Origin of the sequence: Burkholderia diffusa (assembly GCF_001718315.1) — a bacterium.
GTDB lineage: Bacteria > Pseudomonadota > Gammaproteobacteria > Burkholderiales > Burkholderiaceae > Burkholderia > Burkholderia diffusa_B.
This window is the reverse complement of sequence record NZ_CP013363.1, coordinates 444,799-456,520: the sequence shown is the minus strand read 5'-3', so window position 1 is coordinate 456,520 and position 11,722 is coordinate 444,799. Positions and strand designations below refer to the sequence as shown.

Here is an 11,722-nt window from a genome sequence, read left to right as displayed (position 1 = left end):
CCGCTACCGGACCACGGCATCGGCCATCGATTGCGCCTGCGCAACCAGCCGAGGGTAGATCCGCTGTGACACCACCTGCCTGGCGAAACACGCCTGCCGCGCGTCCTCGGGCACGCGCGCGCCGCTGCATGCCGCGATCGGACGCAGCGTCACGCTCTTCCACTGGATATAAATCCGTTCGCCCTGCCGGACCGACACGGCCAGCGTGTTCGGCCCGTCCGGCACGCCGTCCTGGCTTTCACCCAGCAGCCACGCCTTCACCACGCCGTCGGCGGGCTGCCGCTTGACAGGCAACTCGGCGAAGCGAAACGCCGCGGCGTCGTCGCCGAATACGTCCGTGTAAAGCGTTTCATTGTCGAGAATCGCGGCCACGTCGTCCGTCGGCTTGACGCCCGCATCCGCCGCGCTCGCCCACGCCTTCAGCAGCGGAACCGTCGTCACGACGAGATTCGCCTTGCCGTCGGCCGACTTGAAGGCCAGCGCGTCCGGCCCCGGCTGCATTCCGTCGACGGGGCCGACGCTCTGCACGGTCCCCGCCGCCTTCGCGGCAAACCCTTTCGCCCGGACCGTGCCGATGAGTCTGGCGAGTCGTGCATTCACGTCAGCCGTGTACTGCTGGTCGACATTCGCCCGATCTTCCGTTCGCGCGGCGGCCACGGCCGCCGCAGCCTTCTTCCGATAGGCAAGATACGAATCCGCCGGCGATGCGACGACCTTTGCCCCGACCGCGACGAGCACCGCCGCGACCACCACCGCCCCTACCCCGACCTTCAGTCTTGAAATACGCTTCATTTTTATGACGTAAACGAATCCCGCGCCGACAGCGAAAACGTCCCGCCATGATCCCACGGCCGGCGTCCTCGGAAGCGCATCATTCTAACGTCGCGCGCGCGCTTCATTCATCCACCTTGAACGCCGATACGAGTCGCGTCAGTTCCTCCGCCTGCTGCCGCAGGCTTTCCGCTGCCGCCGCGCTTTCCTCCACCAGCGCCGCATTCTGCTGCGTCATCTGATCGAGCGACTGCACCGCGTCGCCGATCTGGTCGATGCCGGCGCTCTGTTCCAGGCTCGCCTCGGCGATTTCGCTCATCATCGCGCTGACGCCCTGCACCTGCGATACGACATCGCGCATCACCGTCCCGGCCTCGCTGACGAGCCGCGACCCGGCATTCACCGTCCCCGCGCTGTGCTCGATCAGCGCCTTGATCTCCTTCGCCGCCTGCGCGCTGCGCTGCGCGAGGTTGCGCACTTCCGACGCAACGACCGCGAACCCGCGGCCCTGCTCGCCGGCGCGTGCGGCTTCGACCGCTGCATTCAGCGCGAGGATGTTCGTCTGGAACGAGATGCTGTCGATCATCACGATGATCTCGGCGATGCGCTGCGACGCGTCGCTGATCTGCTCCATCGTCGTCACCACTTCGCCCACGACGTGCCCGCCGCGCGTCGCCGTATCGGATGCGCCGGTGATCAGCTTCGCGGCCGTCGTCGCGGTTTCGGTGTTGTTGCGCACGACCGCCGTGATTTCCTCCATCGACGAAGCGGTCCGCTCGAGGTTGCTCGACTGCCCTTCGGTCCGCTCGCTGAGGTCCGCATTGCCCGACGCGATCTGCGCGGATCCGGTCGCGATCGACGCGGACGCCGCACGAATCCGATGCACGAGCGTCGACAACGACGACACGAAGCGGTTGAACGCGTCCGCAAGCTGGCCGATCTCGTCCGCGCTCTCGACCGTCATCCGGCGCGTCAGGTCGCCCTGGCCGCTCGCGATCTCCGACAGCAGCGTCGCCGCACGGCGAATCGGCGCGGCGATCGCGCGCCCGACCAGCCAGATCACGACCAGCGCGACGCCAAGGCCCGCGATCGCGGCGACCAGCGCCGCGCTGCGAATCGCACGCGTCACCGGGCCGAGCAGCTCGGCCTGCGGCACTTCGACGACCACGTACGCATTCAGCTCCGGAATGAACGACGTCGCGATGAAGCGCGCGCCGCCGTCGCCGTCGTAGCTCAGGTACGCATACGGCTTGCCGGCCAGCAGCGTCGACGAAGCATCACCGGGCAGCCCCGGTTCGTCCTTCAGATAGTGCTTGCCGTCGATTAGCGACGTATCGCGATGCATCATGATCGCGCCGTCCGGCCGCACGAGGTACGCGAATCCCGTATCGCCGATCCGGTACGCGGCGATCCCTTTCGCGAGCGCATCGACGGACAGGCTCATGCCGGTCGCGCCGACCGGCGCGCCGTCGAGTTCCACACGGCTGTTGATGAACATCATATAGCCGCCGGCCGTGACCTCGCGATCCATGTTCACGTCGTAGGCCTTTCGAGACGCGAGGAAAGTCGTCAGCCACTGATCCTTGTCGGTGACCTTCCGCTGCAGGCCGGCTTCGTTGTAGTAGTTGCCGCTCTTCACCGACACCCATTGCACGGACGCCGCCTTCTGCTCGTCCTTCACGTTCCTCGCCAGCTGGATCCAGTTGCGCGTGCCGGCGTCGGGCTCGCCGTCGGCTTCCCATTGCAGCAGGAACGCATCGCGCGCGAGGACGCGCGATACGGCGATCGGCCCGGCCATCTGCCGCTGCACGTCGGCGCGAATGCCGTTCACGGCCGTCGGCAGCTCTTCGCGGACGACGCGATCGCGCACGGCGTTGCCGATCAGACGAACACTCAACCCGCTCGAGATCGCGACGAACACGAGCAGGCAGCTCGTCATGCTGAGAATCAGCTTGTTCTGAATGGACAGCTTGCGCCAGAAATGCATGAGGAACCCTCGATAACCGCTCGGTCTGAGCCAGCTTGGGTTATCGGCAGGCGCGCGCGGAATCGCATCGCGCGGTTCACATGTTCGTCATGCGAGATCGGATATGTCGTTGGCGGGTAACCGCCGCGCGGCGCTCGACAATCGCACGCTCAATACGCGACGAAGATCGTCACGCGCCGGTTGCGCGCCCGCGCGGCCGCATCGTCGCCCGCGACGAGCGGCTGCGTATCGGCCCGCCCGATCGCGGCGAGCCTGTGCGGCGCAACGCCGCGATCGGCCAGATAGCGCACGACGCTGCCCGCCCGCGCGGACGACAGCTCCCAGTTCGACTCGTATTTCGCATTCGCGATCGGCACGCTGTCGGTGTGCCCTTCGACGAGAATGTCGCCGGTCGCATGCTCGCTGAGCGCCTGCGCGATCTGGTTCAGCACCGGCGTCGCAGCAGGCAGCAAACGTGCATCGCCGACGTTGAACAGAACCTTCGCGTCGATGCCGATCTCGATCCCATGCGGCGCGCGCACGAGCGAGATGCGGCCGTTCGATTTCAGCGCGTCGAGCGATGCCAGCCATGCGGGCGCACGCTCGGGCATTGCTGCGTCGGGCGCGCTTGCGGTTCCGTTGTCGTGCCGTGCGAGCGTCTGATAGCGCGCATCGAGCGCGTTGTATTTCGCGAGCTGCAGCACGTACAGCGCGAGAAACAGCACCATCAGCGTCGTGATGAGATCCGCGTAGGAAATCAGCCAGCGTCCGGACTGCGTGCCTTCGGCTTCGTCGTCGCGATCGGCGGCGGCCGAGGCCGCCCGCGCGCCGTCAGTTCGAGCGGTCATGTCGAAGCTCCCGGTGCGTCATGCGAGGGACTCCGCCGCGCGGCCGCGCACGTCGCCGGTCAGCCGCGTCTCGATCGTATGCGGCGACTCCTTGCGCGAGATCGCGAGCAGGCCGTCGAGATAGAGCTTGCGGAAACGCAGCTCGCTGTCGATCTGCGCGCGCAGCTTCCCGTATAGCGGCAGAAACACGAGATTCGCGAACGCGAGGCCATAGAGCGTCGCGATGAATGCGACCGCGATGCCCGGCCCCAGCTGCGCCGGTTCGAGAATGTGACTTGTCACCTGGACAAGCCCGAGCACCGAGCCGAGAATGCCGAACGTCGGCGCATAGCCGCCGGCCTGCTGCCACACGCGCGCGGCCGCGAGCCGGCTGCGCTCGTATGCATCGAGCTCGCGATGCAGCGCGTCCTCGAGCACGGCAGTCGACACGCCGTTCGCGAGCAGTTCGAGCCCGCGCCGCGCGAACGGATGAATGCCGCTCACGTCCATCGATTCGAACGCGAGCAACCCGTCGAGTTTCGCGCGATCGCCCCACTCCAGCAGGTCGGTCAGATGCTTGCGGTCGACTTCCTGCGCACGCACGAACGCGAGCCGCAACTGTTTCACCGCATCGAAGAACCGCGCCCACGTGTTCTGGATCATCACCGCGCCGAGCGTACCGCCGAGCACGATCACGAGCGCCTCGAACTGGAACAGCGTCGAGAAATGTCCGCCTTCCAGTGCGAAGCCGAACACGATGGCCGCGCCGCCGAGCAGCACGCCGGCCAGGGTCAACAGGTCCATATGTGTCTCCGGTCGGGTCCGTGCGTCACGCGTCGGATGACGCCAGCGGCATGGGCGCCGCGCCCGCCGCCGGCGCCTTGGCCGCGCGCACGGCATCGAGCACGCGCCGTTCGATCTCCTCGATCTCGATCGGGTCGAGCTTCAGCTCACGGCGCATCACCCACGACACCTCGTTGCGCCGCGTTTCCGTCATCACGGAGAACAGCTTGTCGGCCACCGCGCGATCGTCGAGGCTCGCGATCAGCTTCGCGAGATCGTACGTATCGAATGCGCTGATCACGTCGAACAGCGTGCGCTGGTCGACCCACACGATATCCTCGAGCGCGCGCACGTCGTCGCCGGCGCGCGGGCTGCGACGCGAGAAATACGCGACACCCTTCTGCTCGACGTAACCGAGCACTTTCGACTTGCGGAACGCGAAGACTTCATCGGCGATCTCGCCGTGCGACAGCTTGTTGAGCAGCAGCTTCCGGTCGACGCCGATCAGCGCTTCGAGATCGGCCAGCTCGATCAGTTCAAGCTCGCTGTTGATCGACAGGTCGAGATCGTGATCGGCAACCTGCTGCGCGCGATCGATCACGCGCGCGGCATCGAACGTGACGACCTGGCGCGCATCCGATGACGCCGTGTAATCGGTCGTGCCGCCGGCATGGTCGGCCTGCGCGGCTTCGATCGTGACGAGATTGAGCTTCTCCATGCGGCGCAGCATCGCAAGCACGTGCGGGCGCGAATGGCCGGCGATCGCGCGGCAGCGGCGAATCACGTCCGCGAGCGGCACCGACGCCTGGGCCGCCTGCGCCTGCATCGGCCGCCGCGACCACGCGTCGTCCGATCCGCGCGTGTCGGCACCCGCCATCAGCGACAGCACATGCGCATACGACAGCACGCCCGGCATGAAGTCGGCGTGCGTATAGGTCGCGAGCTGGTCGTCCTTGCGCTTCACGCGCCGGATCATCGTGCGCACGACATGACGGAGCAGCGCGGACAAGTGCTCGATTTCCGCGTCGAGCAGCTCGGCCGGCACGACCGTGAGCTGGCAGAACGACAGCGCCTTTGCCGTATGCGCGCGCGGTTCGGATGCGAGCAGCGCGGATTCGCCGAAGAACTCGCCGCGTCCGAGCGTCGCGACGACGACGCGCTTGTCCTCGCAGCGCGTCGACAGCTCGACCTTGCCGTCGGCGATCAGAAAGATGACGGGCTCGCCGGCGAAGCCCTCCGAGTAGATGATCTCGCCGGGCGCGGCCGTGCGCGTCCACGATTGCTGACGGTTCAAGTTGGTTCCCCTGCTGCGCTGGTTGTTGCGGACTGCGCGTCGCATGTCGCATGCATGCGATCGACAGTCGTCCCCGTGCCCGATTAACGTCATCGGCACCGGCATCCTTTAGGGAATTCGTTCTCGTTTTCAGCGAAAATCGATGTGAAACGTTTGCGTATTGCGCAGCCGCCTCTTTTGTTGATCTCAACCCCGAGCATGCGAACGATGGCGACTCGAAAATCGGCACGTTACGCCGCTTCCACGACGACACTTCGCGATGGCCGATCTCACCGCGGCGTTGTATCTGGAAATGTTCGAGAAGGTGTTCGGGCGATACGCGTTCGCGCGCCGCGCGTTGACGTACTGCGCCGTGGGCCAGACGGTGGCCGGGCAGACACCGTGTTCGAGATTGCCGCCATACCTGAAACGCACCACATGCAGACGGGTGTGGGCCGCTACGGTTCGTTCAACGGCAGCAGGTGGTTGACCCGGATCCATTCGATCGTGCGTGCGACGATCCACGAAAACGAACCGTAGAATCGCACCGCCGATACGGAAGGCGATGTGCGCGGCGCGCGCGACGTGACGTCATGGTCGTTGCCCGATGCACGCGCGGTATGGCAGCGATCGGCACAGCAACACCGGCGCTCCAAACGAATCGCCCCGCACGGGTGGCGGGGCGCGATGCCGCACGGGGCGCGAGCGGCAACACTCGCGCACGCCTCGCGTTACGAGCAGGCCTTGCCGTGCGCCGCGTGGAACCCCTTCGCCTTCGCATCGGCTTCCGACATGTAGCTGCCGTGCTTCGTCTTGCCGTAGTACTTGTCGGTCGAGCAGTGGTAGACCTTCGTGCTGTCGTTGACCCACACCTTGCCCGCGCCGCCGCCCGGCGCCGCTGCCGCGGTCGTCGCGGGCGCGCTCTTCGCCGGTGCCGCACCCGATGCTGCGGAAGCGGAAGCCGCGGTCGCGGGGGCTGCAGCCGGTGCGCTGGCCGCGGCTGCCGACGATGCGCCGTACCACGTCTTCACGCCCTTGTGGCCGGCGCATGCGCCCTTCTTCGACGCGCCCGAGTAGAAGGAGCCGTCCTTGCACAGCCCGGTCGTGCCGGCCGGCGCGCTGGCCGGAACCTGTGCAAACGCACCGATCGACATGCCCATGCCCGCGACGAGCGCGGCGATCAACATCGTCTTTTTCATATTCCTCTCCTGATTTGCCTGAATGGGAAAAACGTCCCGACGCGATGCCGGGAATACCGTGCCGCGGGTCAACGGACCCAGCGACACACGCGGTGATGGTGGTGATCGAAATGGCACACGCGGTGCGAATGGGCTTCGGCCAGCGCCGGTACGAGAGCAGCGCAGGCGACGGCCGTCACGGTCAGGATCTTCGCGATGCGGGTCATGACATTCTCCTGGGTAGGGCAGCCGGTGGTCCGGCTGTTATCCCCTTAACGCGGCACGCCGACGCGCCGTGCACCGCACCTGTCGCGAATTGACCATCTTTGACACCGTGTAACGAAACATCACGCGCGGCTGACAAACCGCCATCCATTTTTTCGATTTCCTTACGCGACAAACGATTCGGACCTCGAATGACCGAAGCAGAACGAGGCGCCTGAACGAGGCCAATAAAAAACCGCCTTCACGAAGGCGGTCTTTTGGAGGCACGGCATCACGTCCGAAACCACGGAGGCGTGCCGAGCCTTTCGGCACGATGACGATGGGAAACTCGGCCTCGTGACGAACGCCTGTCGGCGCCGCTCATTTGAGCCGCCCCGACAGGAACTGCCCGAGCCGCTCGCTCTTCGGGTTGACGAGAATCTCCCGCGGATCGCCCTCCTCCTCGATCTTCCCCTGGTGCAGGAAGATCACGTGGTTCGACACGTTGCGTGCGAAGCCCATCTCGTGCGTGACGACGATCATCGTGCGGCCTTCCTCGGCCAGCTTCTGCATCACCTTCAGCACTTCGCCGACGAGTTCCGGGTCGAGCGCCGACGTCGGTTCGTCGAACAGCATCACCTCCGGCTCCATCGCGAGCGCACGTGCGATCGCGACGCGCTGCTGCTGGCCACCCGACAGGTGAGACGGATACATGCCTTCGACACGGGGCGCGAGGCCGACCTTCTCCAGATACTTGCGCGCTCGCGCGACGGCCTCTTCCTTGCCGATCCCGAGCACGGCCATCGGCGCCTCGATCACGTTCTCGAGCACCGTCATGTGCGCCCACAGGTTGAAGTGCTGGAACACCATCGACAGTTTCGTGCGCATGCGCTGCAGCTGCTTCTGGTCGGCCACACGCAGCGAGCCGTTGCGGTCGCGCGTGGTCTCGATCGGCTCGCTGCCAATCGTGATCTGCCCCGAGCACGGCTGCTCGAGGAAGTTGATGCAGCGCAGGAACGTGCTCTTGCCGGAGCCGCTCGAGCCGATGATGCTGATCACGTCGCCGGCCTTCGCCTTCATCGACACGCCCTTCAACACCTCGTTGTCGCCGAATTTCTTGTGCAGGTTGTCAACGGTGAGCTTGTACATGCTTGGTCCTTCCTTGCGAATCTTGCGAATGCGTTAATGGCCGCGCGGCGACAGATACGCGAGCCAGCGCGTCTCCAGCTTGCGGAACGCCCAGATGAGCGCGAACACGACGATGGCGTACAGCACGGCGGCGATGCCGTAAGCCTGGAACGACATGTACGTGGCGGAATTGACGTCGCGCGTGACCTTCAGGATGTCGGGCACGGTCGCGGTGAACGCAAGCGTCGTCGCGTGCAGCATCAAGATTACTTCGTTGCTGTAGCTCGGCAGCGAGCGGCGCAGCGCGGACGGCAGGATGATGCGCGTATAGAGCTTGAAGCGCGACATCCCGTAGGCCATCCCGGCCTCGATCTCGCCGGCCGACGTCGCCTTGATCGCGCCCGCGAAGATTTCCGTCGCATACGCGCATTCGTTCAGCACGAACGCGAGCAGCGTGCAGTTCATCGCGTTGCGGAAGAACGTGTCGAGCAACACGTGGTTGTGCACGACCTGCAGGCTGTAGATGCCGGTGTAGCACATCAGCAGCTGCACGTAGAGCGGCGTACCGCGGAACACGTACGTATAGAGCCACACCGGGCCGGAAATCCAGCGGTTCGACGACGCGCGTGCGATCGCGAGCGGCACGGCCAGCGCGAAACCCAGCGCGATCGACACGACCAGCAGCCACAGCGTGATCGCCAGGCCGCTGAAGCGGTAGCCGTCGGTATAGAGATAGCTTTGCCAGTACTGGCTGACGAGTTCGATCACAGTGCAAGCCTCCGGACGCCGGCGGAATAACGCTTCTCGAGGTGGTGCAGCACGACGTTCGATACCGTCGTGATCGCGAGATAGATCGCACCGGCCGCGAGCGTGAAGAAGAAGAAATCGAGCGTGCTCTTGCCGGCGTCCTGCGACGCCTTCACGACATCGGCGAGGCCGATGATCGACACGAGCGCGGTGGCTTTCACGAGCACCTGCCAGTTGTTGCCGATGCCCGGCAGCGCGAAGCGCATCATCTGAGGAAACAGGATCCGGTGAAATACGCGCCAGCCGCTCATCCCGTATGCAAAGCCCGCTTCGAGCTGGCCGCGCGGCACCGCGAGGAACGCGCCGCGGAACGTTTCGGTGAAGTACGCGCCGTAGATGAAGCCGAGCGTCACGACGCCGGCCACGAACGGGTCGATGTCGATCTGGTCCCAGCCGAGCAGGTCGGTCGCATTGTTCAGCAGGATCTGGATCCCGTAGAACAGCAGCAGCATCAGCACGAGATCGGGCACCGCGCGGATCAGCGTCGTATAGAACGTGCCGACCGACTTGAGCACGCGGTTCGTCGACAGCTTCGCGCCCGCGCCCGCGAGGCCCAGTATCAGCGACGCGGCGAGCGACAGCACCGCGAGCTTCACGGTCTCGACCGTGCCGGCCCACAACAGCGGGCCAAATCCTTGGAAGATCATATAAGGGATCCAGAACGAAGTGGCTGGATTGTCAATAGCCATTAACCGCGCATCAAACGATATCTGCGCACTACCTGATGCGACTTGCTCATCAAGCCGGACGCATGATGCGAAGCGGGTTGCACGCGGCAACCGACGCGGCGCGCGCCACAGCCGACGCGCGCCGCATGGACGATCAGCCGCCGTAGACGTCGAATGCGAAGTACTTCTTCTCGAGCTTCTTGTACGTGCCGTCCTTGATCATGTCGGCGATCGCGTGGTCGATTTTCGCCTTCAGGTCGGCGTCGTCCTTGCGCAGCCCGATGCCGGCGCCGTTGCCGAGCGTCTTCGGATCGTCGATGTCCTTGCCGGCGAATTCGAAGCTCGCGCCGCGCGGCGTCTTCAGGAAGCCGAGGTCGGCCTGCACCGCGTCCTGCAGCGCGGCATCGAGGCGGCCCGACATCAGGTCCTGGTACACGCCGTCCTGGTTCTGGTAAGGCACGACCTGCACGCCCTTCGGCGCCCAGTACGTCTTCGCGTAGGTTTCCTGGATCGTGCCCTGCTCGACGCCGACCGACTTGCCCTTCAGCGATTCGGCCGTCGGCTGCAGGTTCGCGCCTTTCTTCGCGACCAGGCGCGTCGGCGTGTTGAACAGCTTGTCGGAGAACGCGATCTGCTCGGCGCGCGCCGGCGTCATCGACATCGACGACAGCACGCCGTCGAACTTCTTCGCCTTCAGGGCCGGGATCATCCCGTCGAAGTCGTTCTCGATCCACACACATTTGGCCTTCAACCGCGCGCAGATCTCGTTGCCGAGATCGACGTCGAAGCCGACGACCTTGCCGCTTGCGTCCTTCGATTCGAACGGCGGATAGCTGGCGTCGACGCCGAACCGGATCGTCGACCAATCCTTTGCATGAGCACCGACCGCGAGGCAGGCGAGGGCAATACTGAGCGCGAGTTTCTTCATGGCGTTCCTGTCTTAGGCGAACTGGGCACGGGTCCCGTCGGCGTCGCCGCCGCGAACCCTTCCAACCCGGGAGCCGCTCGTTCAGTGACTCCCGAAGTTGTACATACAACTTTGCCTTTTTCAGGTCGCGGCCAGCAATCCGTGTTTATCTCTAATTGTCGGTGGATTGTTTCCATGAGCGAATTTCCCTTATATTTCAATTCGCTATAGATTACATGCAGATGGAATCCAGCTTTCTGTGCGGGTTCGGTGCGTCGTCGCCGCGCCTGCATTTGTCTATACTTTTCAGCCGGCGCGGCGACCGCGGTCCGCGGTACCGCTGCGGGGCTCCGATCGGCGCGCCGGATGCAGGCCGGAATAACCCGAATCCCGGGCGTACAGTCGGGCCTGCCCCGCGTCGAACCCGGTACACTCCGCCCGGACACCGCACGAAGGCCGGCCTGCGACGGCACGCGGCCGCCGTCTCTCGAACAGCAATGCAATGACCACACCGATCTATCAGGAAATCAAGGACTTCATCCTCGCGCGCATTCACGCGGGCGAGTGGGCGGAAGGCGACCAGGTGCCGTCGGAGAACGAGCTCGCGCGCGAATTCAATGTCGCGCGGATGACGGTCAACCGCGCGCTGCGCGAGCTGACGGCCGAACAGGTGCTCACGCGCACGCGCGGCTCGGGCACGTATGTCGCGTCGCCGAAATACGAATCGACACTGGTCGCGATCCGCAGCATTTCCGATGAAGTCGCCGCGCGCGGCCATGCGTATCGTGCGCAGGTGCTGGAGGTCGGCGCGGCCGTCGCCGATGCGAAACTCGCCGACGAGCTGCAGCTCGACACCGGCAGCCCGATCTTCCATTCGCGCGTGCTGCACTTCGAGAACGACACGCCCGTGCAACTCGAGGAGCGCTGGGTCAATCCGGCCTGCGCGCCCGAATATGCATTGCAGGACTTCACGACAACGACGCCGAACCAGTACCTGACGCGCGTCGCGCCGCTGCAGCGGGTCGAATACCGGATCGAGGCCGCAATGCCCGATGCGGCGACGCGCCGCCACCTGACGACGGACGAACGCGAACCGTGCCTGCTGCTGCATCGGCGCACGTGGTCGCAAGGGATGGTCGCGTCGGTGGCCAATTTGTGGCATCCGGGCAGCCGCTACCGGTTCACGGGGCATTTCTGACGCGGGGCCGAC

At 65.2% G+C, this 11,722-nt stretch carries 13 protein-coding genes; 2 read left to right on the top strand and 11 right to left on the bottom strand.

Annotated elements, in window-relative coordinates; translation table 11 throughout:
* Positions 1–3 precede the first annotated feature (3 nt).
* From WI26_RS17515 to WI26_RS17495, 5 genes are all read right to left on the bottom strand, one after another.
* Positions 4–792 (bottom strand): hypothetical protein, encoded by a 789-nt coding sequence (locus WI26_RS17515; protein ID WP_069226662.1) that lies wholly within the window; start codon positions 790–792, stop codon positions 4–6.
* A gap of 103 nt (positions 793–895) precedes the next feature.
* A complete protein-coding gene (locus WI26_RS17510; protein WP_069226661.1) occupies positions 896–2,758 on the bottom strand; it encodes a methyl-accepting chemotaxis protein in 1,863 nt (620 codons plus the stop codon).
* Between the two features lie 149 nt (positions 2,759–2,907).
* Entirely contained in the window at positions 2,908–3,585 is a 678-nt protein-coding gene (locus tag WI26_RS17505) for an OmpA/MotB family protein (protein ID WP_069226660.1), read from the bottom strand.
* Positions 3,586–3,603: 18 nt separating this feature from the next.
* Positions 3,604–4,368, bottom strand: coding sequence for a flagellar motor protein (locus WI26_RS17500; protein WP_059531800.1), 765 nt, complete (start codon positions 4,366–4,368; stop codon positions 3,604–3,606).
* A 25-nt stretch (positions 4,369–4,393) separates the two neighbouring features.
* Positions 4,394–5,641, bottom strand: a complete 1,248-nt coding sequence (locus WI26_RS17495) for a Crp/Fnr family transcriptional regulator (RefSeq protein ID WP_069227768.1) — start codon at positions 5,639–5,641, stop codon at positions 4,394–4,396.
* A 259-nt stretch (positions 5,642–5,900) separates the two neighbouring features.
* On the opposite strand from WI26_RS17495, the gene WI26_RS33430 reads away from it, so the two are divergent.
* Positions 5,901–6,110 (top strand): hypothetical protein, encoded by a 210-nt coding sequence (locus WI26_RS33430; protein WP_420480791.1) that lies wholly within the window; start codon positions 5,901–5,903, stop codon positions 6,108–6,110.
* Between the two features lie 241 nt (positions 6,111–6,351).
* Here WI26_RS33430 and WI26_RS17485 read toward each other — a convergent pair whose 3' ends face one another.
* From WI26_RS17485 to WI26_RS17465, 6 genes are all read right to left on the bottom strand, one after another.
* A complete protein-coding gene (locus tag WI26_RS17485) occupies positions 6,352–6,819 on the bottom strand; it encodes a DUF3761 domain-containing protein (RefSeq protein ID WP_069226658.1) in 468 nt (155 codons plus the stop codon).
* Positions 6,820–6,887: 68 nt separating this feature from the next.
* Positions 6,888–7,025 (bottom strand): HHHH-motif protein, encoded by a 138-nt coding sequence (locus tag WI26_RS32745; protein ID WP_167359252.1) that lies wholly within the window; start codon positions 7,023–7,025, stop codon positions 6,888–6,890.
* A gap of 358 nt (positions 7,026–7,383) precedes the next feature.
* Complete coding sequence (locus tag WI26_RS17480) at positions 7,384–8,151, bottom strand: ABC transporter ATP-binding protein (protein ID WP_069226657.1); 768 nt, start codon at positions 8,149–8,151, stop codon at positions 7,384–7,386.
* A 33-nt stretch (positions 8,152–8,184) separates the two neighbouring features.
* Positions 8,185–8,898 (bottom strand): ABC transporter permease, encoded by a 714-nt coding sequence (locus WI26_RS17475; protein WP_059466623.1) that lies wholly within the window; start codon positions 8,896–8,898, stop codon positions 8,185–8,187.
* A complete protein-coding gene (locus tag WI26_RS17470; RefSeq protein WP_059466624.1) occupies positions 8,895–9,584 on the bottom strand; it encodes an ABC transporter permease in 690 nt (229 codons plus the stop codon). The genes WI26_RS17475 and WI26_RS17470 overlap by 4 nt, the downstream gene beginning before the upstream one ends.
* A gap of 175 nt (positions 9,585–9,759) precedes the next feature.
* Entirely contained in the window at positions 9,760–10,533 is a 774-nt protein-coding gene (locus tag WI26_RS17465) for an ABC transporter substrate-binding protein (protein ID WP_059466625.1), read from the bottom strand.
* Between the two features lie 481 nt (positions 10,534–11,014).
* Between WI26_RS17465 and hutC the strand changes: the two genes are divergently transcribed.
* The gene (gene hutC, locus WI26_RS17460) at positions 11,015–11,710 is read left to right on the top strand and encodes a histidine utilization repressor (protein WP_059466626.1); all 696 of its coding nucleotides are present in this window, start codon (positions 11,015–11,017) and stop codon (positions 11,708–11,710) included.
* Positions 11,711–11,722: the final 12 nt, after the last annotated feature.

Coding starts and splice junctions, on each gene's coding strand:
- hutC (WP_059466626.1), top strand. CDS start 11,015: ATGACCACACCGATCTATCAGGAAATCAAGGACTTCATCCTCGCGCGC.
- WI26_RS17470 (WP_059466624.1), bottom strand. CDS start 9,584: ATGATCTTCCAAGGATTTGGCCCGCTGTTGTGGGCCGGCACGGTCGAG.
- WI26_RS17510 (WP_069226661.1), bottom strand. CDS start 2,758: ATGCATTTCTGGCGCAAGCTGTCCATTCAGAACAAGCTGATTCTCAGC.
- WI26_RS32745 (WP_167359252.1), bottom strand. CDS start 7,025: ATGACCCGCATCGCGAAGATCCTGACCGTGACGGCCGTCGCCTGCGCT.
- WI26_RS17465 (WP_059466625.1), bottom strand. CDS start 10,533: ATGAAGAAACTCGCGCTCAGTATTGCCCTCGCCTGCCTCGCGGTCGGT.
- WI26_RS17485 (WP_069226658.1), bottom strand. CDS start 6,819: ATGAAAAAGACGATGTTGATCGCCGCGCTCGTCGCGGGCATGGGCATG.
- WI26_RS17500 (WP_059531800.1), bottom strand. CDS start 4,368: ATGGACCTGTTGACCCTGGCCGGCGTGCTGCTCGGCGGCGCGGCCATC.
- WI26_RS33430 (WP_420480791.1), top strand. CDS start 5,901: ATGGCCGATCTCACCGCGGCGTTGTATCTGGAAATGTTCGAGAAGGTG.
- WI26_RS17515 (WP_069226662.1), bottom strand. CDS start 792: ATGAAGCGTATTTCAAGACTGAAGGTCGGGGTAGGGGCGGTGGTGGTC.
- WI26_RS17480 (WP_069226657.1), bottom strand. CDS start 8,151: ATGTACAAGCTCACCGTTGACAACCTGCACAAGAAATTCGGCGACAAC.
- WI26_RS17505 (WP_069226660.1), bottom strand. CDS start 3,585: ATGACCGCTCGAACTGACGGCGCGCGGGCGGCCTCGGCCGCCGCCGAT.